General features: G+C 60.1%; 20 protein-coding genes, 1 pseudogene and 1 riboswitch. Of the genes and pseudogenes, 12 read left to right on the forward strand and 9 right to left on the reverse strand.

All coding sequences use genetic code 11. The annotated features are described in order from the left end of the window. The first annotated feature begins 30 nt into the window (after window positions 1-30). Window positions 31-435: a MerR family transcriptional regulator gene (locus tag BSL82_RS02100; RefSeq protein ID WP_072595817.1), complete on the forward strand. Its 405-nt coding sequence runs from the start codon at window positions 31-33 to the stop codon at window positions 433-435. A gap of 34 nt (window positions 436-469) precedes the next feature. On the opposite strand, the gene BSL82_RS02105 is transcribed toward BSL82_RS02100, so the two are convergent. The 3 genes from BSL82_RS02105 to BSL82_RS02115 all read right to left on the reverse strand — a co-directional run bounded on the left by BSL82_RS02105 (window position 470) and on the right by BSL82_RS02115 (window position 4429). After that, window positions 470-667 (reverse strand): hypothetical protein, encoded by a 198-nt coding sequence (locus BSL82_RS02105; protein WP_072595818.1) that lies wholly within the window; start codon window positions 665-667, stop codon window positions 470-472. A gap of 174 nt (window positions 668-841) precedes the next feature. Then, window positions 842-2095, reverse strand: coding sequence for a glycoside hydrolase family 130 protein (locus BSL82_RS02110; RefSeq protein ID WP_418361268.1), 1254 nt, complete (start codon window positions 2093-2095; stop codon window positions 842-844). A 54-nt stretch (window positions 2096-2149) separates the two neighbouring features. Beyond that, window positions 2150-4429, reverse strand: coding sequence for a glycosyltransferase family 4 protein (locus BSL82_RS02115; RefSeq protein WP_072595820.1), 2280 nt, complete (start codon window positions 4427-4429; stop codon window positions 2150-2152). Window positions 4430-4673: 244 nt separating this feature from the next. On the opposite strand from BSL82_RS02115, the gene BSL82_RS02120 reads away from it, so the two are divergent. The 6 genes from BSL82_RS02120 (at window position 4674) to BSL82_RS02145 (ending at window position 9688) form a co-directional block, all read left to right on the forward strand. Continuing rightward, window positions 4674-4910, forward strand: a complete 237-nt coding sequence (locus tag BSL82_RS02120) for a hypothetical protein (RefSeq protein ID WP_072595821.1) — start codon at window positions 4674-4676, stop codon at window positions 4908-4910. Between the two features lie 118 nt (window positions 4911-5028). Further along, window positions 5029-5141: riboswitch (TPP riboswitch) on the forward strand. Window positions 5142-5189: 48 nt separating this feature from the next. Then, on the forward strand, window positions 5190-7112 hold the full coding sequence (gene thiC, locus BSL82_RS02125; protein ID WP_072595822.1) for a phosphomethylpyrimidine synthase ThiC: 1923 nt from the start codon (window positions 5190-5192) through the stop codon (window positions 7110-7112). A 58-nt stretch (window positions 7113-7170) separates the two neighbouring features. Beyond that, complete coding sequence (tcmP, locus tag BSL82_RS21665; protein WP_072595823.1) at window positions 7171-7674, forward strand: three-Cys-motif partner protein TcmP; 504 nt, start codon at window positions 7171-7173, stop codon at window positions 7672-7674. Window positions 7675-7709: 35 nt separating this feature from the next. Continuing rightward, a protein-coding gene (locus tag BSL82_RS19855) for an IS5 family transposase (protein ID WP_193408578.1) occupies window positions 7710-8467 on the forward strand; the annotation gives its coding sequence in 2 pieces (ribosomal slippage) (window positions 7710-8043 and window positions 8043-8467; 759 coding nt in all). A gap of 49 nt (window positions 8468-8516) precedes the next feature. After that, on the forward strand, window positions 8517-8924 hold the full coding sequence (locus tag BSL82_RS20225) for a hypothetical protein (protein WP_158010612.1): 408 nt from the start codon (window positions 8517-8519) through the stop codon (window positions 8922-8924). After that, window positions 8924-9688, forward strand: a complete 765-nt coding sequence (locus BSL82_RS02145) for a DUF5131 family protein (protein ID WP_072595824.1) — start codon at window positions 8924-8926, stop codon at window positions 9686-9688. The genes BSL82_RS20225 and BSL82_RS02145 overlap by 1 nt, the downstream gene beginning before the upstream one ends. Before the next feature lie 61 nt (window positions 9689-9749). On the opposite strand, the gene BSL82_RS02150 is transcribed toward BSL82_RS02145, so the two are convergent. Then, window positions 9750-9926, reverse strand: coding sequence for a type II toxin-antitoxin system RelE family toxin (locus tag BSL82_RS02150; protein ID WP_226998575.1), 177 nt, complete (start codon window positions 9924-9926; stop codon window positions 9750-9752). Window positions 9927-10013: 87 nt separating this feature from the next. Between BSL82_RS02150 and BSL82_RS02155 the strand changes: the two genes are divergently transcribed. Further along, window positions 10014-10508, forward strand: a complete 495-nt coding sequence (locus BSL82_RS02155; RefSeq protein WP_072595825.1) for a hypothetical protein — start codon at window positions 10014-10016, stop codon at window positions 10506-10508. Window positions 10509-10624: 116 nt separating this feature from the next. Here the strand turns inward: BSL82_RS02155 and BSL82_RS02160 are convergent, their stop codons facing one another. Further along, window positions 10625-11947: an MFS transporter gene (locus tag BSL82_RS02160; RefSeq protein WP_072595826.1), complete on the reverse strand. Its 1323-nt coding sequence runs from the start codon at window positions 11945-11947 to the stop codon at window positions 10625-10627. A 330-nt stretch (window positions 11948-12277) separates the two neighbouring features. On the opposite strand from BSL82_RS02160, the gene BSL82_RS02165 reads away from it, so the two are divergent. Then, entirely contained in the window at window positions 12278-13003 is a 726-nt protein-coding gene (locus BSL82_RS02165; RefSeq protein ID WP_072595827.1) for a TetR/AcrR family transcriptional regulator, read from the forward strand. 234 nt (window positions 13004-13237) lie between these two features. Here BSL82_RS02165 and BSL82_RS21670 read toward each other — a convergent pair. Both BSL82_RS21670 and BSL82_RS02180 read right to left on the reverse strand, forming a co-directional pair. After that, window positions 13238-13995 (reverse strand): annotated as a pseudogene (locus BSL82_RS21670) (IS5 family transposase). 35 nt (window positions 13996-14030) lie between these two features. Further along, complete coding sequence (locus BSL82_RS02180) at window positions 14031-14579, reverse strand: Rieske 2Fe-2S domain-containing protein (protein ID WP_072595828.1); 549 nt, start codon at window positions 14577-14579, stop codon at window positions 14031-14033. Window positions 14580-14785: 206 nt separating this feature from the next. On the opposite strand from BSL82_RS02180, the gene BSL82_RS20230 reads away from it, so the two are divergent. The 3 genes from BSL82_RS20230 to BSL82_RS02190 all read left to right on the forward strand — a co-directional run bounded on the left by BSL82_RS20230 (window position 14786) and on the right by BSL82_RS02190 (window position 16834). After that, on the forward strand, window positions 14786-15094 hold the full coding sequence (locus tag BSL82_RS20230; protein ID WP_226998577.1) for a cupin domain-containing protein: 309 nt from the start codon (window positions 14786-14788) through the stop codon (window positions 15092-15094). A 75-nt stretch (window positions 15095-15169) separates the two neighbouring features. Then, window positions 15170-16192, forward strand: coding sequence for an IS1595 family transposase (locus BSL82_RS02185; RefSeq protein ID WP_048575010.1), 1023 nt, complete (start codon window positions 15170-15172; stop codon window positions 16190-16192). A 66-nt stretch (window positions 16193-16258) separates the two neighbouring features. Further along, on the forward strand, window positions 16259-16834 hold the full coding sequence (locus BSL82_RS02190) for a helix-turn-helix domain-containing protein (protein WP_083578993.1): 576 nt from the start codon (window positions 16259-16261) through the stop codon (window positions 16832-16834). A gap of 9 nt (window positions 16835-16843) precedes the next feature. Here BSL82_RS02190 and BSL82_RS02195 read toward each other — a convergent pair whose 3' ends face one another. After that, complete coding sequence (locus BSL82_RS02195) at window positions 16844-17698, reverse strand: alpha/beta fold hydrolase (protein ID WP_158010616.1); 855 nt, start codon at window positions 17696-17698, stop codon at window positions 16844-16846. Between the two features lie 190 nt (window positions 17699-17888). Beyond that, window positions 17889-19322 carry a sulfatase-like hydrolase/transferase gene (locus tag BSL82_RS02200; RefSeq protein ID WP_083578994.1) on the reverse strand — a complete coding sequence of 478 codons (1434 nt, stop codon included), beginning with the start codon at window positions 19320-19322 and terminating at the stop codon, window positions 17889-17891. Window positions 19323-19407: the final 85 nt, after the last annotated feature.

Genomic DNA, 19407 nt, shown 5'->3' on the forward strand with positions numbered 1-19407 from the left:
TCGGTCCGCTGCCGATATAGGTTCCGTACCATGGTACGGAATCAAGAGGGCCGGTCGCTCACGATCGGAAAACTTGCCCAGGCGGGCGATGTGGGCGTGGAAACCGTGCGCTTCTACCAGCGCCGGGGCCTTCTCGACACACCAACGCGCGCCCATGGCGTTCGGCGCTATGGGTCTGAAGATTTGCGCCGCCTGCGGTTCATCCGCCAGGCGCAGGCGTCCGGCTTCACCCTTGAGCAGATCCGCGAGCTTCTGGAGCTTGATGCAGGCGCGGATCGTGCCCGTGCGCGCACACTGGCGGAAACGCGCATCGCCGCGCTGGATGAGAAGATCGCGGAGCTTGAGCGCGCGCGCGACGCGCTCCGGCGGCTGGCGGCGCGCTGCCGGGTCGAGGATGGCCAGCCCTGCCCGATCCTCGCTTCATTCGACATGTGAGGGGACGGACCCGGCCGTTTGCCGCTCCGCCGCTCTAGCTTTCGTCGTTCGCTCCCGCCGCCGTCGGGCCGGAGAAGGAGATATACTTGCCCGCCAGCTTCATCAGCGCGCGCGGATTTTCGAACTCCACGACGCTTGAGCCGTCATGGGCGCGATGGATCACCTTGCACTCGGTCCCGCTTTCAAAGCAGGCAAGACAGTCGGTCAGTCTGGCAACTTCGACTTTGTTCACCGCAACCTCCTAAACACAACATGAGGGTACGACCGTGAAGTCCGGCTTGGTCCTTCTACCGGATTCTTGCGCGCGGATAATAGAAGGTGCATCGGAGGGGGAAAGGCGGATTCAAAGTTCACATATTGTTAACCGCCAAATAGCGGCAAATCGTTCCTGAAGAGCGGTCGGGCGTTATCCCAGGTCGGCCAGCAGATCGGCGATTTCCACAAAGGCGAAGGTCACCGAACTGTCGGCCACGCCATAGGGCAGGAAAAGCTGCTTGCCGTGCTTCAGCGCCCCGCAGGTGTAGACCACGTTGGGAACATAGCCTTCGCGGTCCTCGTCGGCGGCGGAGAGCAGCGGCTGCACGCTTCGCCCCAGCACCTTGGACGGATTGTTCTTGTCCAGCAGCACCGCGCCGATCGAATATTTGCGCATCGCGCCCACGCCATGGGTAAGCAGCAGCCAGCCTTCGTCCAGCTCGATCGGCGCGCCGCAATTGCCGATCTGCACCATTTCCCAGGGATATTTCGGGGCCAGCAAAAGCTCGCCCTCATCCCAATGGTCGATCCGGTCGGAGCGGATGAGGAAAAGATTCTCGCCGTCCTGGCGCCCGATCATCGCATAGCGGCCGCCCACCATCCGGGGAAACAGCGCCATGCCCTTGTTGCGCGCGGCCGTGCCGGTCATCGGCGCAAGCATGAACGCCCGGAAATCCCTGGTGCGCAGCATCTCCGACTGGATTTCCCGGCCGCTATAGGCGGTATAGGTGCCCAGCCATTCCAGTTCGCCGTCCTCGTGCTCGAACCGGACGAGCCGCAGGTCTTCCAGCCCGTTCCGTTGCGCAGGCGTCATCGGAAAGATGACCGTGCCCGACAGATTGGCCTCGACATGGCGGAACACCTCCACCGGCCCATCGGTGCTGGTCGCTTCGTCGTCGATCGAATTGACGGCCGTCGCGAACGGGGGCTCGGGCGCAAGGTCGAATCCGCCGCGGGGCGTCAGAATCGCCTCGCGGAACGCGATGGAGGAGATATGCCCCTCTCCCACCGCCCGCAGCGAGATGATGATTCGCTGGCAGCCGGGGCGCAGGCCGCTCTGGTCGGGATGCGGCACGACGCTGGGGTTCATCAGGGCGGCGGCCGCATAGCTGTATTCATGGCAGAAATAGGCGCCGATCAGTTCCTTCTTCTCGTCGCTCGTCTGCGACGGGTCCAGCCCAAGCAACTGTTCGATTTCGGCATAGCGCTGGCGAAAGATGCTTCGCGTCTGCCAGTGACGGGTTTCGAAATCGCGAAACACCAGCTCCAGCTCGGCGAGCATGGTGGCCCTGTCCATGTCCATGACCGCTCGCACGATCCGCTCCATGCGGCTCGGCGCGGCGCCGACCGGCTCCGTCCCGACATGGAAAGGGCGCACCACGACACGCGAAGGATCCGCCTGCAAGCGCAGCGGATGATGCCGGACTTCAAGCAATGACGACCCCCGCGATTATCCCAGTTATTCCGCTGCCAGCCTTTCGGCAGGCACAGCGCGGAACCCTGCCTTGAGACGCTGCATCGCGCAACAGGCAAGCTGGAAGGAAATCACGGATTCCGCGCCCTGGTTCAGGTTCACCCTGTCGGGCATCAGTCCGTCATAGCAGCCGCCGTCGTCACGGGTGCAGATCGGCAGGCGAAGGTCGTTCTCGCCAAGATACCAGGCATAGACATGCGCCGCCTCGTCCACCCACCGTTTTTCCCCGGTGGCTTCGAACGCGGCAGATGCGGCGTCGATCATCGCTGCGGCTTCAAGCGGCTGCTGGTCGAACGGCATCGGCTTGCGCATAGTCCGGCCGAAGCTCGCAGTGCCCACCGCACGGAAATGACCCGCGGGCGCGGTCTGCATCTCCTTCAGCCATTCCAGCGTGGCCAGCCCATCGGCGATCATGCCGTCACTGCCGAGCGCCATTCCGGCGCGAAGCAGCGCCTCGGGCAGCCGGGCGTTGTCATAGGACAGATTGTCCTCGAACCAGTACCAGCCCTCGCGGCGGTTCTGGACCAGAAGCCCCCGCAGATAATCCCCGAACTCGCGCAGGATTCTGAGCGAAAGCTCATGGTCGGGGTGCGCAGCCAGCATCGACGCCGCGCCCAGCATCGCAAAGCCCCGCGCGCGGGGATAGTTCAGTTCCAGCGCCATGCCGGCCGCCTGGTCGTAGAGCGACGACGCCCAGATGCGGAGGTCAAGCTGCCGCGCCTGCGCCGCCGTGACGCCGATCGCCCACAGGGCGCGCCCGCCACTGTCCTCGGACCCGACCTCCTCGCACCACAGGCGATCGAACCCCATGAAGTTGCGGAAGCGCTGCGTCTCGCCGTTCCAGGCATATTGGACAAAGCTGGCATAGGTGGTGGCAAGCGCATCGGCTTCGGCCGCCATCTCACCGCTTATCTGGTGCATCAGGATCAGCGCGCGCGCATTGTCGTCCACGCAATAGCCATGGTCACGGTTCGGCACGCGATACAGGCCGTGCTGCAATATGCCGCAGCCGTCGCTCAGGCGACGGACGGCCGCCAGATTCGGCGGCAGCACCTCTTCGCGTTCCATTGGCGGAAACGGCCGAAGCTGCGCGGGCTTTTCCCCGGCCGCATGGTCCAGCTCCACCATCACCCGTTCGGAAACGCGCGGCCAGATCATCGTCCTCCCGCGCGCATAGGCCCGGCTTCTGAGGATTTCACGAAGCGAGGGATGGTCGAACAGGCTGGTGATCGCCGCCGCAAAACCAGCGGTGTCGCCAAACGGCACGAGCCGGCCATGGTCGTCGGCGAGCAGTTCCGCCGCGTGCCAATAAGGCGTGGAGATCACCGGCTTGCCGACGCCCATCGCGTAGGACAGCGTGCCGGAGGTGATCTGCGCCTCGTTCAGATAAGGCGTCACATAGACATCGGCCGCCGCCAGATAGTCCAGCAGCGTCCCGGTCTCGACAAAGGCGTTGATGAAGCAGACGTTCTCCGACACGCCAAGCTCGGCAGCGCGCGCCGCCAGCCGGTCGCGATAGGATTCGCCCTCATTCGCCACAAGGTGCGGGTGGGTTGCGCCCAAGATCACATACAGCACATCCGGATGGCGCTCGGCGACCGCGGGCAGCGCCTCGATCACCGTCTCGATGCCCTTGTTGGGCGACAGCAGGCCGAAGGTGAGCAGCACCTTGCGCCCGGCAAAGCCGAATCGCGCCTTGTACTCTTCCGGGTCGGTGAGCGGGCGGTCCGGGATTCCGTGCGGGATCACCGCCACCCGCGACGGATTGACGCCATGCACCTGCTCCAGCAGCGTCCGGCCCTTCTCCGTCATCACGATGATGCGCGACGCGCGGCGCAGGATCGCTTCCATGACCCGGCGCTGGTCGGCGTCCGGATGCGACAATATGGTGTGAAGCGTCACCACCAGCGGGGCGGCCACCCGGTCCAGCATCTGGAGAATCATCCCACCTGCCGAACCGCCGAAGATTCCATACTCATGCTGGAGCCAGACGACATCCGCGCCGCTGTCGTTGATCTGCTGTGCGGCTGCGAAATAATCGGAGATTTCGTTCTGCCGGATCACGCCCGCCACCTCCGGCGGATAGTCGCGCCGCTCGCCCAGGTCCTCCATCGCATAGACGTCGACGTCAACCGCCGGAAAACGCTCGATAAGGCCGTTCCGGGTGTCGGTGGTGAAGGTGGCGATACCGCACTTGCGCGGCAGGTAATTACCGATCAGGGCTATTTTTGACGTCTGCGGGACGCGGTTGTCCGATCGGGTCATGGAGCTCCCCTCGTGGCGACATGAGTTGCAAACGGATGCAGGTCGCATCCAAGCCATAACAACACCTGACGGATAAAGTTGCTCCATTTTGTGCAATGCAGCAACAAAAATCGCCCGAACGACCGTATAGGCGCGGCGAACCGAACGCCAAAGCGAAAGACCTGTTGACTGGTGGACAATTCCGGCTAGGTTCTGCCGCTGAAGGTGGCAACCGCCATCTTGCCAACAAGGTTGGGAGGTTTGGGTGAAGAAGCTGACGTTCGTAATTGCTGCGGCTGGCCTGATGACGCTCGCGGCTTGCGGTGGATCGCAGGAAGCTGCCACCGAGAATACCGTCGAAGATACGGCTATGGCCGTTGAAAACGCAACCGACGCTGTCGACATGGCTGCAGACAATCTGGCTGCCGCTGCCGACAACGCCGTTGACGCTGCCGATGCAGCCGCCGCCAACGCGGTGGAAGCTGCCGACAACGCCATGTAATCGGCTTTCGCCGCCGGTTCTTCCGGTTGCGAAAACGTTTCGGAATAGGGCGTCCTTCGGGACGCTCTATTTTTTTGTGCGCCCCACTGGAAATCACTGGCGTTCGGTTCCATAGTCCTCCCCGTTCCAGGGGGGCCGCGCCAAAGCGGCTGAGATAGGGCTGACACGCGCCCTGACCCTTTGAACCTGATCCGGTTCACACCGGCGGAGGGACGGGACTGGCCACTCATCAGGCTTTCTTCGCCCTTCGTCCACGAACCCCATAGCTGGAGATGGACGATGGCCGACATAGCTGCACCTGCCGAACTGAAGGTAACCACCGGCCCCATTCGCGGCAGCCGCAAGGTGCATGTCCCCGCGCCCGGCCACCCTTCAGTGCGCGTCGCGATGCGCGAGATCGACCTTGAGCCATCTTCGGGCGAGCCGCCGCTTCGCGTCTACGACACCACCGGCCCCTATACCGATCCTGCTGCCCGGATAGACATCATGGCGGGCCTCCCCGCGCTTCGCCGCGACTGGATCATGGCGCGCGGCGATGTGGAGGAATATCAGGGTCGGGCGCTCAGGCCCGAGGACAACGGCCTGACCGGGCCGGACCGCGCGCGGGGAGTCGAGCCCTTCCCCAATGTCGTGCAGCGTCCCCTGCGCGCAAAGCCTGGCATGAACGTCAGCCAGATGCATTACGCCCGCCGCGGCATCATCACGGCCGAGATGGAATATGTCGCCATCCGCGAGAACATGGGCCGCGCGCAGCTGAAGGAAAAGCTTGTCCGCGACGGGCAGGATTGGGGCGCCTCCATCCCCGATTTCGTCACGCCGGAGTTCGTACGCGACGAGGTGGCCCGCGGCCGCGCGATCATCCCCAACAACATCAACCACCCGGAATCGGAGCCGATGGCCATCGGCCGCAATTTCCTGGTGAAGATCAACGCCAACATCGGCAACTCGGCCGTCGCCTCCTCCGTGGCGGAGGAAGTGGAAAAGATGGTCTGGTCGATCCGCTGGGGCGCGGACACCGTCATGGACCTGTCGACCGGCCGCAACATCCACGACACGCGCGAATGGATATTGCGCAACTCGCCCGTCCCAATCGGCACCGTGCCCATCTATCAGGCGCTGGAGAAGGTGGGCGGAGTCGCCGAGGACCTGACGTGGGAGATCTTCCGCGACACGCTGATCGAGCAGGCCGAACAGGGCGTCGACTATTTCACCATCCATGCGGGCGTGCGCCTGCCCTATATCCCGATGACGGCGAAGCGCGTCACCGGCATCGTCTCGCGCGGCGGCTCGATCATGGCGAAATGGTGCCTCTCCCACCACAAGGAGAGCTTCCTCTACGAGCATTTCGACGAGATCACCGAGATCATGAAGGCCTATGACATCGCCTATTCGCTGGGCGATGGCCTTCGCCCCGGCTCCATCGCCGACGCCAATGACGAGGCGCAGTTCGCCGAGCTTTACACGCTGGGCGAGCTCACGAAGCGCGCCTGGGCGCAGGACGTGCAGGTGATGATCGAAGGCCCCGGCCATGTGCCGATGCACAAGATCAAGGAGAATATGGACAAGCAGCTGGAGGCGTGCGGTGAAGCCCCCTTCTACACGCTTGGGCCGCTGACGACCGACATCGCACCCGGCTATGATCATATCACCAGCGGCATCGGCGCGGCGATGATCGGCTGGTACGGCACGGCGATGCTCTGCTACGTCACGCCCAAGGAGCATCTGGGCCTGCCCGACCGCGACGATGTGAAGGTCGGCGTCGTCACCTACAAGCTGGCCGCCCACGCAGCCGATCTCGCCAAGGGCCACCCGGCCGCGAAGCTGCGCGACGATGCGCTCAGCCGGGCGCGGTTCGAGTTCCGCTGGCGTGACCAGTTCAACCTCTCGCTCGATCCCGACACGGCCGAGCAGTACCACGACCAGACCCTGCCCGCAGAAGGCGCAAAGACCGCGCATTTCTGCTCCATGTGCGGGCCGAAGTTCTGCTCGATGAAGATTACCCAAGAGGTGCGCGACTTTGCCGCGAAGCAGAACCAGCCGAGCGACCAGTTCCTTGCCGCCGCCACCGCCGAAGCCCCCTCCCCCTTGGGGAGAGAATTGGGTGAGGGGAAAACGCCTTCAGCCGATGCAGAGGCTGGCATGGCGGAGATGGCGGAAAAATATCGGAACGGCGGCGATCTCTACGTACCCGCCGATAACTAGTTGAATTCCGTGAGCTCGTGCCCTAGCGTTCCTAAAATGTTCCAATGTGAGCGTGGGCATGAGCGTGCAGTCTTTTGGCGATAGACATACGGTAAGCAAGTTGGAGACTGTGGAGAGATATCTCCAAATGTATGTAACTGCGCTAAAAAACCAGCCGTTTGAGTTACTCTATGTCGATGCTTGTGCTGGGTCAGGATCATCTGTTCCAAGAGCGGCATTCAGGGCGGCAGAAGATGAGAAGCAGCACGCCCTTTCCGGTTTTGCCACTCCCGTTGCTGATACTGACGAAATTATTGTTGGGTCAGCAGTACGTGCGCTAGGTGTCGACCCTCCTTTCCACCGGTACCTTTTCAACGACGTGAAACCCTCGAACGTAAAGGCCTTACGACAGTCAATCGAAGGTAGATTTTCACATCTGGCTGATCGGGTCGAAATCACTCGTTTAGATGCTAATTCAATGCTTCGCCAACTATGTTCCTCCTATAACTGGAGGAAGACCAGAGCAGTCGTATTCTTAGGGTCCAAACTCAATCAGCCTCTTGAAAATCGTTGGTCTCATTGATTCAAGGCGTTTTCGCTGAAGAGGAGGCCTTGGGGATGTCGCGTTCGTTGTTCTGGCTATCGGATGAAGCGTGGACAGCAATCGAGCTCCACTTGCCCAAGAACCAGCCAGGAGCACGACGTGTTGATGACCGGCGGGTGATCTCCGGCATCGTTCACATGCTCAAGTGCGGCGGTCGCTGGGCAGATTGCCCCGCCGAATACGGGCCGGCGACGACGGTCTACAACCGATGGAACAGGTGGAGCCGGCGGGGCATCTGGACACGCATCCTGGCTGCACTGACCGAAGAAGGCTGGATCGCCGAGACCGGGCAGATCGATAGCAGCTACATCAAGGCTCACCGTAGCGCCGGTGGGGCAAAGGGGGGGCGCGAGCCAATGCCATTGGGATCTCGCGTGGCGGCCGGACAACAAAGATCCACGCCCTTGTCGACGTCCTCGGACGGCCGCTTCGTCTCGTCCTGACGCCCGGCAACACATCGGACGTGAAGGGCGCCGACCTGCTCATCAACGAAACAGCGGGAATGAAGCGGGTGATCGCCGACCGCGGCTACGACGCCAATCGCATTAGGACCATCCTGCGCGAACAGGGCACGACCCCGGTGATCCCCGGCCGCCGCAACCGCAAGCGCCCGATCCAATATGACAAACGCCGCTACAAAGATCGCTGGCGGGTCGAGGCTATGTTCTGCCGCCTCAAGGATTTCCGCCGGATCGCTACTCGCTACGACAAGCTTGCACGAAACTTCCTCTCAGCCGTAAGCCTCGCTGCCGCTGTGGCTTTCTGGCTCTGATTGAGTCTCAACCCTAGATCCTTTCGGACTTCAGATTAATTACGATACTTTGAAGGCGCTGGCAGAAACACAAGCGGTGGACGTTTGGTACTTGGTTCCAGTTTTTGCGATGTACAGACAAGTTTCAGGCGACGGTCAAATCAATGAAGATGGGGGCCCCCGCGTTGATGCTGCGCTTGGAACGACTTCGTGGCGTGACGTTGCCGTAATTGAAGAACCTCAGCCTTCAGACCTGTTTGACCAACCTCGGCATCGATCGAAAAGAGCTGTTGATGTCGCATGGTTCGAGAAAATCGCCAAAGAACGCATAGGTGAGGCATTTGGCGGCCGCATCCTAGATGAAACGCTACCACTCGGCCGAAACGGCATTCAAGAGTTTTCGCTCATGTTTGCTTGGGCCAATCCGAGTGAGAAGGCAAAACTAGCGCCAAAACTGGCAAAGGCGGTGCTTGAATAGTGGCCGGACCTTCCGAAATTGAATGGACAGATGTCACTTGGAATCCGGTGGCTGGATGCACACTCGCGTCAAGTGGCTGCTCTAATTGCTATGCGATGCGGATGGCGGCCCGTTTACAGGCGATGGGCCACCTAAAATACTTGGGCACGACGCGAAAGAGCGGTGATCGATACGTCTGGACGGGCAAGGTCAACATCGACGAGGCCAGCCTTTCTGCACCCTTGGAGTGGCGCAAACCAAAACGGATTTTCGTTAACTCAATGTCGGACCTTTTTCACCCTGACGTGCCTTCGGATTTTATCCGTCGGGTTTGGGAAGTAATGCTGCAAAGCACGCATCACCATTTCCAAATACTTACGAAACGACCAGAGCGTATGTCTACAATGTTCGATTCAGGTATACTGAAAACGAGTGCCAACATCTGGCTTGGAACGTCGGTTGAGAATGCAGATGTCGCTGATCGGGTGAAGCATCTCAGCAGAATAAAGAATTCGACATTGTTTATTTCATTCGAACCTCTGGTCGGACCGATCACTGATCTAAATTTGCGCGGCATTCATTGGGCCATCGTCGGGGGAGAGTCCGGCCCGCGCGCGCGGCCCATGGAGGAGGCTTGGGTTGAAAGGCTCTTTGAAATGTGCCGCCGCGATGACGTAGCGTTCTTTTTCAAGCAATGGGGTGGGCGCAACAAGAAAGCAACAGGCCGACACCTACACGGGCGCACCTACGATGAGTTTCCGCTGACGCTAGAGACGTGTGCTTAAGGCAGTCGGCATAGACCCGTTCAGCGTCAATACCAGCCACCGCCGGAAAATTTGAAAGACATCACCGATACACCTCCCGCCGGTGCACCACGCGGACGATCAGGATGGTGATCCGCACATCCTCTATTTTCGCAACCACGCGACAGTCGCCGATCCGCCACCGCCAATATCCTGCGTGGTCGCCCACCAGCGCCCCGCCCAGCGCGCGTGGCTCGTAGCGCCGGGCGCCCGTGTTCAAGATTTGTCTTGCCCCTGTCCTACAACTAACCATATCGGTTAGGCTCACCGTATGACCAGGCACAATCCCACTCCCCAGCCGCCGCTCGTGGGCGATGATCACGGGCATGATCCTCGGCACCCGCATGACCGCCATTTCCTGCCCGTTCCGCGTCAGCAGCGCGCCGATGGCTGGACGGCGGACGCGCAGCGCCGCTTCATAGAGGCGCTGGCCGACAGCGGCTCCGTCACCCATGCCGCGCGGGCGGCGGGCAAATCCACCGCAAGCTGCTATCGCCTGCGCCGCGCGGCGGGCGCGGAAGATTTCGCCGCCGCATGGGATTCCGCCGTGGACGAAGCGTCGAAGCGCCTTATCGACATCGCGTTTGATCGGGCGGTGAACGGCACGGAATCGATCGAGCTTGACGGCGACGGCCAGGTCGTCCGCACCCGCCGCAGCCATAACGACCGGCTCCTGATGTTCCTGCTCCGCGCCCATTATCCGCTGCGCTATGCGCGGGTGGATCGGTATCGCGGCATGGACGACGATCCGCCCCCTACCCTTCCCATATTGGACGCGCTGGACGGGATTGATCCGGAATAGGAACGCGCGCGCGTCCGGCCGGTGACGAAAAACGCCATTGGCGCAACTTTCGTCACTTTCGCTCCATATCGGGACAGTGTCCGGCAATGTGGGTTAGGTGCGGACGACCGCCTGTGTCATGCGCGGCGAAACCTCCGCCAGCCGAGCAGCAGGATCAGCGCTGATAATAAGGACGACATCCCGAAGAAGAAGCACACCTCGTTTCGTCCAAAGCCGCTCGCGAACAGCCCGCCCGCCACTGCCGGCGCGATCGCGCTGATGATGCGGCCCGTGCCGATAACGAAACCCGAACCGGCGGCGCGAGCCTCGTCGCCAAAGGTGCCGGCGAGCGTAACGTAGATACCCGTCCCGGTGCCGAACAGAAAGAATCCGCAGACCCCGGCGGCAGCGATGAGGAGCGGCAGCGAGGGCGGCGCCACCCCGAAGGCAATTGTCGAGACGCCAAGGCCAAGGATCGTGAAACCGACAAGCCACCGCAGCCCGCCCCGCTGGGCAAGCCAGCCCAAGAGCAGCCCGCCGACGACGCCCATGAGACTCGCCGTTGCCGAGACGGTGCTGGCGACAGAGGGCGGGAAGCCGGCATCGGCCACCATCTGGGGCAACCAGCTCAGCACATAATAGATCGTGGCGACGGCAAACCCGTTGATCGCGACCATCCAGAAGGTGGCGCCGATCTGTCGCGGCGCGAACACCGCCGCATAACCTCGACGCGTCTCTACCGGCGAGTCCGGCAGGGCATCGACCGGCGCATGGCCGCAGCGGATCAGAAACGCATTGACTCGGGCCAGGCGATCAGGCCCCCGGCGACTGAGCAGCCAGGCAGGCGACTCCGGCAACAACCACGCGACGACCGGCAGCAGGATCGCCGCCGCCACAAAGCCTGCAAAGAATACCGAGGGCCATCCATGGTGCTGAAGCAGAAAGGCGGCGAGCAGGCCGCCCCCGACGCCGCCGACCGGGTAACCGATCGCCATGATCGCGACTGTCAGCGGCCGCCGACGCGCATTGGCGAACTCGGCCGATATCGGGTTGATGATTGCGACGCACGCACCGATGCCAAGTCCGGTGATCAGGCGCCAGAACGCGAGGCTTTGGATAGACCCGGCGAAACCGCAGGCGAGCATGCCAATCGCCATCAACCCAAGGCTGACGAGAATCATTTTCCGGCGCCCGACAACGTCGGCAATCGGTGCGAGCAGGAAGGAGCCAAGCGCCATGCCCATGAGCCCAGCCGAGAGCACGACGCCTATCATCGCCTTGCCGATGCCCCAGTCCGTCACGATCGCCGGGGCGACGAAGGTAACCGAAAGGACATCATAGCCATCGAGCGCGGAAAGAATGGCCGCCAACGCGACCGCGATGATCTGGGTGGAGCCCATTGGAGAGGCGTCGAGGCGCGCGCGGACGGGGTTCATACGGTCACCATGGATCCTGAACATAGTGGAAAAAATTGGAGCCGATGATATGTAGGCCAAACCCCAATCGCCTCGTTCCGACTTGGTGACCACCTCATCAGGATTGTCGACATGGAAATCGGCGCAGGCGGGCCTGGGCCTGTGGAGATTGATTGCTGATCACGGTGTCGCGCTATCGGCGCGTGTGGCTCTCTCTCCATATTGCTTGTTGATCCCGACATAAACTCGAATCACCATATATGTCAAGTTGACTATCGTGACGATTTGATGTTTGTCGCAAATTGCCTGAACAGGGCTGCATCAGCTACAGATGCTGTCGCCTGCCAGAATGGGAACAGGGATTTGAGTCGTTAGATGGCGAAGATGCTGACCGGGGCAGGAAAAGCCGCAAGCCCAAAGCGCCGCGGAGAAGAAAATCACAGGGTACGGGTGGGCCGGGAACGGAGCGCACGCACGCGGCGGCAACTGCTCGATTCCGTCCTCGTCATGTACTCCAGCGAAACTTCGAGCGCCCCGACGATGATCGATGACATCGTCAAACATGCCGGAGTGTCACGCGGTACGTTCTACACACATTTCGATACCGTTGAGCAGATCGTCGCCGAAGCCGGATCAATGCTCGCCGACGAAATGGTCGGCGACGCCAGGCTGGTGTTCGAAGGACTGGAAAGCGCCATGGCGCGCACCGCGACCGGCATATTGCTTTTCCTTACGCGCGCGCTCTTCGATGAGCACTGGGGCGGGTTCATCGTTCGGGCAGGCTTGCTGCGCGAGGAAAACCCCCTGAGCCAGGACATCCGCGCCGATATCGCGCGAGGGGTCGAAGCCGGACAATATTCCGTCCGAAACGCGCTCGCTGCCAGCGACATGATCTTCGGAACCGTGGTCGAAGCCATCCTCCGGATCAACCAGGGACATCGATCAACCCGCTATATCCGCGATATCACCGAGATGGTGCTTCATGCCCTTGGCGTCGACAGCGCCGAGGCCGACCATGTCGTCGCACAAAGTTTCGAACGGCTGACCAGGATCGCTCCGACCCAGCTCAACTGGTGGAAGAATCCGGACGGCGCAAGTTAGGATCTTGTCTTTCGAGCGCCCGGCCGCCGGCTTGTCGTAGCGAAGGACGAGCGGCGGAGACAATGATCTGCGCCTCCGCCTCAATGCCGCGTGACACCCCTCTATCCATTCTCAAAACTTTACTCCCGCAGTCAGACCGTAGGTTCGCGGCTGCCCATAAAGAAAAGCCTGCGTGCCGACAGACGGGACGTTAGTTGCCGAAGAAATGATGCGCTTATTAGGGTTGAGACTCAATCAGAGCCAGAAAGCCACAGCGGCAGCGAGGCTTACGGCTGAGAGGAAGTTTCGTGCAAGCTTGTCGTAGCGAGTAGCGATCCGGCGGAAATCCTTGAGGCGGCAGAACATAGCCTCGACCCGCCAGCGATCTTTGTAGCGGCGTTTGTCATATTGGATCGGGCGCTTGCGGTTGCGGCGGCCGGGGATCACCGGGGTCGTGCCCTGTTCGCGCAGGATGGTCCTAATGCGATTGGCGTCGTAGCCGCGGTCGGCGATCACCCGCTTCATTCCCGCTGTTTCGTTGATGAGCAGGTCGGCGCCCTTCACGTCCGATGTGTTGCCGGGCGTCAGGACGAGACGAAGCGGCCGTCCGAGGACGTCGACAAGGGCGTGGATCTTTGTTGTCCGGCCGCCACGCGAGATCCCAATGGCATTGGCTCGCGCCCCCCCTTTGCCCCACCGGCGCTACGGTGAGCCTTGATGTAGCTGCTATCGATCTGCCCGGTCTCGGCGATCCAGCCTTCTTCGGTCAGTGCAGCCAGGATGCGTGTCCAGATGCCCCGCCGGCTCCACCTGTTCCATCGGTTGTAGACCGTCGTCGCCGGCCCGTATTCGGCGGGGCAATCTGCCCAGCGACCGCCGCACTTGAGCATGTGAACGATGCCGGAGATCACCCGCCGGTCATCAACACGTCGTGCTCCTGGCTGGTTCTTGGGCAAGTGGAGCTCGATTGCTGTCCACGCTTCATCCGATAGCCAGAACAACGAACGCGACATCCCCAAGGCCTCCTCTTCAGCGAAAACGCCTTGAATCAATGAGACCAACGATTTTCAAGAGGCTGATTGAGTTTGGACCCTAACGAAGTCGGATGCAAGTAATCCGCGTGGCCCAGATCCAGGATGTTGTCGCTCAGAAGTTCATAGTTGGCCTCGGTGTGAAGGTATCCATGGACGCCGACGGAGCGAGCGTCTGTAAGAAACGACAGGTCGGGTATAGCTGAGGGATCAGCCAAAGAAGGATCGCCAGGCCAGTACCATATAGCGCCAAAACGTTCGTTCACGGGGTAACGATGAAGCCGTGCCGCAGCCGGGGTTGCGCGATTGCCTTGGGGATTGGCGATGCAACTGCCATCACTTGCGTACTGCAGGCCATGATAGGGGCACTGGATGGCATCACCAACACGCTTGCCGAGATGAAGTGGAGCAAATCGATGCGGGCATCGATTGGACAGCGCCGCGACGGAGCCATCGGAAAGCCGGTACATCAAGACGGAATCGCCGAGCAAGCGGCGCTCCAGAAATTCGTCGCCGACTTCGTCACTCCACGCGGCAAGATACCAGCAGTTCCTCAGGTACGGCATTCGGAGATCCCCTTTGATCTTCTTGACGGGCTCAGGCCGAACTTATGTGCTAAAGTGTGCAATAATCCTGCAATAAACAGTGGATTCGCATGCACATTTGCGACCTACTGGGCCGTCGGCAACGAGACCGAACACGGAGGGTCTGAAAGATGATGGAACCAACCTGCAGAGAGCAAATGCGCTGCTCGACAAATGCCCGCGACGTAGTGGCGCTCAACGAAACTCACCGGCTCTACGAGTGTGGGCATGTTTTGCGCGCCGATAGCCGGCTGAAGGGATGGCGGCATCTGTTAATGCTTGATTATCACTCCCCATCATTTTCAGCTACATTCGCACCAGCACGAGATCATCTGCTGTTGTTCATGCAACGCGGCTCCGCTCGAATGACCTGCACTGTCGGCGGTCGCCGGATCAGTAAAACGGTGTATCCCGGACATATGAACTTCATTCCCGCCGGAACTGGAGTGGAAACGAAGCGTGCCTATCCGCTTGACGCATACACCCACTACATCTAGTGGCTGCCTTGTGGCGCGCGCCTGACTTTTCCTGCGGCTTGGTGCCACCCAAAGCGGTTGTAAAGGGTGGGGATTGTGGACGTTCTTGACCGCGACAAGCTGCCGTTCCCGAAATCCCTCCCCGAGTTCCAGCGGCTTTTCCCGGATGATGGCGCTTGCGCGTCCTGGCTTGAAAAAGCTCGCTGGCCTGATGGATTTGCGTGCCCACGCTGTGGCGTCGTCGGCGATCCGTTTCGTTTCACCACTCGGCCTGTCATCCTGATGTGCCGCTCGTGTCGCCGTCAGACCGGCCTGATGGTCGGCACGGCCATGGAACGAAGCCACATCCCGCTCAGCGTGTGGTTCTGGGCCGCTTACCTGGTTGCGAGTCAGACGACCGGCATATCTGCCGTCCAGTTGCAGCGCCAGCTTGGCCTGACCCGGTACGAGACGGCCTTTGGCCTGCTCCATAAACTGCGCGCCGCGATGGTGCGCCCCGATCAGGATCGGATCGGCGGGCAGAGCGGTCAGCATGTCGAGGTCGATGAGACCTGGATCGGCGGGCGAACGCGCGGCGAAGGCCGGGGAACCCACCACAAAACGCTGGTGGTCGCCGCCGTCGAAGTTCGTCACCGGGAGCCTGGCACTGGCCAGGACCGCCGCCGGAACGGACGCTATGCCGGAAGGGTTCGATTGGCCATCGGTGCAGACCGCAGTGCCGGTGCCCTTGGTGGCTTTGTACAGAGCGCGGTCGAGCCGGGAACGCTGGTCATCACCGATGATTGGAGCGGCTATAGCGGGTTGCAGGGCGGCGGTTACGACCATCACGCCATCGCCCAGTGTGGCGACCCGGAGGTGTCCGAAGAGTTCCTGCCCATCGTCCATCTGGTGTTCTCAAACCTCAAAGCGTGGCTCAACGGCATCCACCACGGCGTCAGCACCAAGCATCTGCAAGCCTACCTCAACGAGTTCACTTTCCGCTTCAATCGCCGCTTCTACCCGTTCAACGCCTTCCGATCCCTCCTCGGGATCGCCAGTGATATCGAGGCGCCGACCTTTGCCGAACTCTACTCAGGCCAATGGACCCACCATACCATATCTAGTGGGTGTATGCCTTAAGCGGATAGGCACGAAACGAAGATCGAAGGGTCTCTCGATACCTACCAGCTTTACGCAAGCGCGAGCATGATAGACGACGTACTCGAAGAGTACCGGTGCGATCATGACTTGATTCTTGAACCGCAGTTAGTGCTGCATGATCAGCTGCTGGCAGGTTTGGTACAGGCGTGTGCGGCAGCGATGCACGAAACTGAAATGCCTGCCCAGGCATATATCGATCATCTTTCCTGGGCCCTCGCCGCGCACCTTGTCAGGATCTGTTGTAAAAAGCAGGTTTCACAGAACAGTGTTTCCGGAAAGATACCTGCCGAGAGGCTCCGAGCAATCGACGACTATATCGACGCCCACCTTGCCTTTGATATTGGCGTAAGGGATCTCGCGAAAGCGGCTGGTTATAGCCCCATCTATTTCAGCCGTTTGTTCCGGGAAACCATGGGAATTCCGCCCTATCAATATCTTCTTGAAAAGCGCGTCGCAGCGGTGCGCAATGCATTGTTTTCATCGGCACAGCTGGCCGACATCGCACTCGTAACCGGGTTCTGCAATCAGGAGCACATGACGCGGGCATTTCGCAAACATCATAAGATCACGCCCGGTCGCTACCGGCGAGAACAAGCTGGACTTGTGGCGCCAAAGGATTAGCGACTTCAGTTAGGTCGCGCATTTGAGCGCAAACGCCAACTGCTCTAACTGAAATTCCGGGCCAAGATCATGGAAATCGATGGCGTGGCCACTGTTTTTTAACAAGCACGCATCAATCATCGCAGCGGATTTGCAGGCTTGGGCAAATCTTCTGATTTCCTGGTCATTGACCGTCCACAACGCATCCGCTTCTCCCTGCCGATAATGTATCGGAGCATCTATTCGCGTGAGAATGTCCGGCGCGGCAGACGGCCAGGACATGACGATATCGATCAACTCTTGGCGTGGGGCCGGTACGGATGCCAGCGCAATGCTGCGCTGCCCCTCCTCGCTATAGGTGCCGCCTTCGCCGAACATCTTGATATTACGGAGAGCAACCGGAAGGTCGATGAAGAGGTCAGGCGGAAGCGCTTGCCAGGCTTCGATGTCTTCATCGTGAGGCCGCAGGCCAACGCCCGAGACCGCTACACCGAGCAACGGCCATGCCGGCTTGCCCCCGGCAATCATCAATGCGATTGCTCCGCCGATTGAATGGCCGATCAAGACCACTCCACGATTTCTTTGCCCCAATTTCGCAAGGATTTGTCCAATGGCAGCGTCCAGGATTGCGGCGTTGGCACTATGAGAAAGTTCGGCTTCATCGCGAAATTCACTGTCGCCATAGCCGGGCCGGTCCAATGCAATGGCCAAGATACCGAGTGCGGCGGCGCGTTCCAGAAGTGAAAAGCCCTTAATATCGAAATATGCCGAGGAATGGGCGCCGCCGTGGAGCGCCACGATCATAGGAATATCGGATCTGGTGGAAAATGCCCGGTTTGCACGAAATGAAAATTTCCTGCCGTTCAACAATGCTGTCTGCGACATCATTTCTTCTCTATATCGTTCCACCTGACATCGGCACCCGGTTATTGAAGGGACCAATATTCTTGGGACCGACGTAACCTAAATATGGCGGTGGCTTCTGTCCTGCACGAATAGCAAGGCTGATCGGTATATTTTGCGTCAAATGCACTAGCGATTGGGGCGGTTGCAGCGACGGAGGTGCATCCGTCGATCATTTGCGAGGCAACGGATCAAGCGCTTCCAAGGCTTCAATAATTGAAGGCCGATGACTCGGCAGGTTCTTCATCATCGATGCCGACCATGTATCCGCTTCCGTCTTCAGCTGCGCAAACATATCGGAATTGCGGAGCTTGTAATTGGCGTGCTCAGTGGGATCTTCCTCGATGTTGTAGAGAAAATCCCTTCGATCGATCCTCAAATATTTCCAAGGGTAGGTCAATGCTGACAGCATGTCAGCCGGGGTTTTCCAAAACACGGTACGCTCTACGGGATCAGCGCCATATAGCTGAGGAGAGAGATCGATGCCATCTGGCATATACTCTGGATCAGTCTTGGCGCCAGCCATCGACGCAAAGGTCGGAAGAAAATCCATCGACATTGCGACCTGAATTGATTTCGAACCGGCTGGTATTCGGCCCGGCCAACTCGCGATAAGGGGAACGCGGGTTCCGCCCTCCCAGAGATCACCTTTCCCTCCTCGCAATGGCCACATCTTCGAAAATCGCTCTCCGCCATTGTCGCTGGTGAAAACGACAAGGGTGTCTCGCGTGAGATCAAGCTTTCGTAATGTATCGAGCACCTTTCCAACGCCCTCATCCATCGCCAAGACCATGTCGCGATAGATTGCCGGCGACCCGCCACTAAAATGAAGGTCCGTCATGCGAGATAACCCACGGTCAGTGCGGGTTTGCCACGGCCAGTGCGGAGCGTTGTAATGCAGGGACAGCAAAAACGGGTGGGCTGCATTTCGCGCTATGAAGTTGCATGCGCGATCGGAAAACAAGTCGGTAGCATATCCTTCAACCTGAATAGGCTGGTCGTTTTCATAAAAGGTAGCCAATCGCCGCGACGGATTGTTCAAATCCTGCATATCGTGCGTCCAGTAATCGAATGCTCCACCCATGAGGCCGAAGAATTCGTCATAGCCGCTTAGATTCGGGCTGAAGGTGGGCAACTCCCCGAGATCCCATTTGCCAACGAGCGCCGTGCGATATCCGGCCGTTTTCAGTATGCTCGGTAACGAAGGCAATCCTGCCGGATATCCGATGACGTCGCTGGTATAGCCGCCGCCAAGGCCCGAACCAACAAGCAACCGATTCTGATAGCGACCAGAAATCAGGGCTGTACGCGTTGGTGTACAGGTGCTGGAATTCGCATAACCAAAATCGAACTTCATTCCATCGCGCGCAAGACTGTCGATATTCGGCGTTTTGTAATCAAGGCGGCCATAGCATGATAAATCGAATGCCCCCATGTCATCAGCCATGATGAAGACGAAATTCGGCCGGCGCTTGCTCACGCCGCTACGTTGCGCAACCGCCGAAATCGAATGGCCTGACATTGCCGCAGTCGACAGTATGGCGCTGCCGATAAATGTTCGACGAGAAATGCCTCTTCCTGAATCATCCATTGCATTTTTCGTCATATCTCAGGCTACTCAACACAATGATGCATTATGGCTCGTCGATCAGATAACGCCGTCCGCCTTTGATGAATGCGGTCTTCGTCAA

The organism is Tardibacter chloracetimidivorans, assembly GCF_001890385.1.
GTDB classification, from domain to species: Bacteria; Pseudomonadota; Alphaproteobacteria; order Sphingomonadales; family Sphingomonadaceae; genus Tardibacter; species Tardibacter chloracetimidivorans.

Bases quoted from the DNA above. Each gene is read 5' to 3' on its own strand.
- BSL82_RS02100 (WP_072595817.1), top strand. From the start codon at position 31: ATGGTACGGAATCAAGAGGGCCGGTCGCTCACGATCGGAAAACTTGCC.
- BSL82_RS02115 (WP_072595820.1), bottom strand. From the start codon at position 4,429: ATGACCCGATCGGACAACCGCGTCCCGCAGACGTCAAAAATAGCCCTG.
- thiC (WP_072595822.1), top strand. From the start codon at position 5,190: ATGGCCGACATAGCTGCACCTGCCGAACTGAAGGTAACCACCGGCCCC.
- tcmP (WP_072595823.1), top strand. From the start codon at position 7,171: ATGAGCGTGCAGTCTTTTGGCGATAGACATACGGTAAGCAAGTTGGAG.
- BSL82_RS02160 (WP_072595826.1), bottom strand. From the start codon at position 11,947: ATGTTCAGGATCCATGGTGACCGTATGAACCCCGTCCGCGCGCGCCTC.
- BSL82_RS02165 (WP_072595827.1), top strand. From the start codon at position 12,278: ATGGCGAAGATGCTGACCGGGGCAGGAAAAGCCGCAAGCCCAAAGCGC.
- BSL82_RS02180 (WP_072595828.1), bottom strand. From the start codon at position 14,579: ATGCCGTACCTGAGGAACTGCTGGTATCTTGCCGCGTGGAGTGACGAA.
- BSL82_RS02190 (WP_083578993.1), top strand. From the start codon at position 16,259: ATGATAGACGACGTACTCGAAGAGTACCGGTGCGATCATGACTTGATT.
- BSL82_RS02195 (WP_158010616.1), bottom strand. From the start codon at position 17,698: ATGTCGCAGACAGCATTGTTGAACGGCAGGAAATTTTCATTTCGTGCA.
- BSL82_RS02200 (WP_083578994.1), bottom strand. From the start codon at position 19,322: ATGACGAAAAATGCAATGGATGATTCAGGAAGAGGCATTTCTCGTCGA.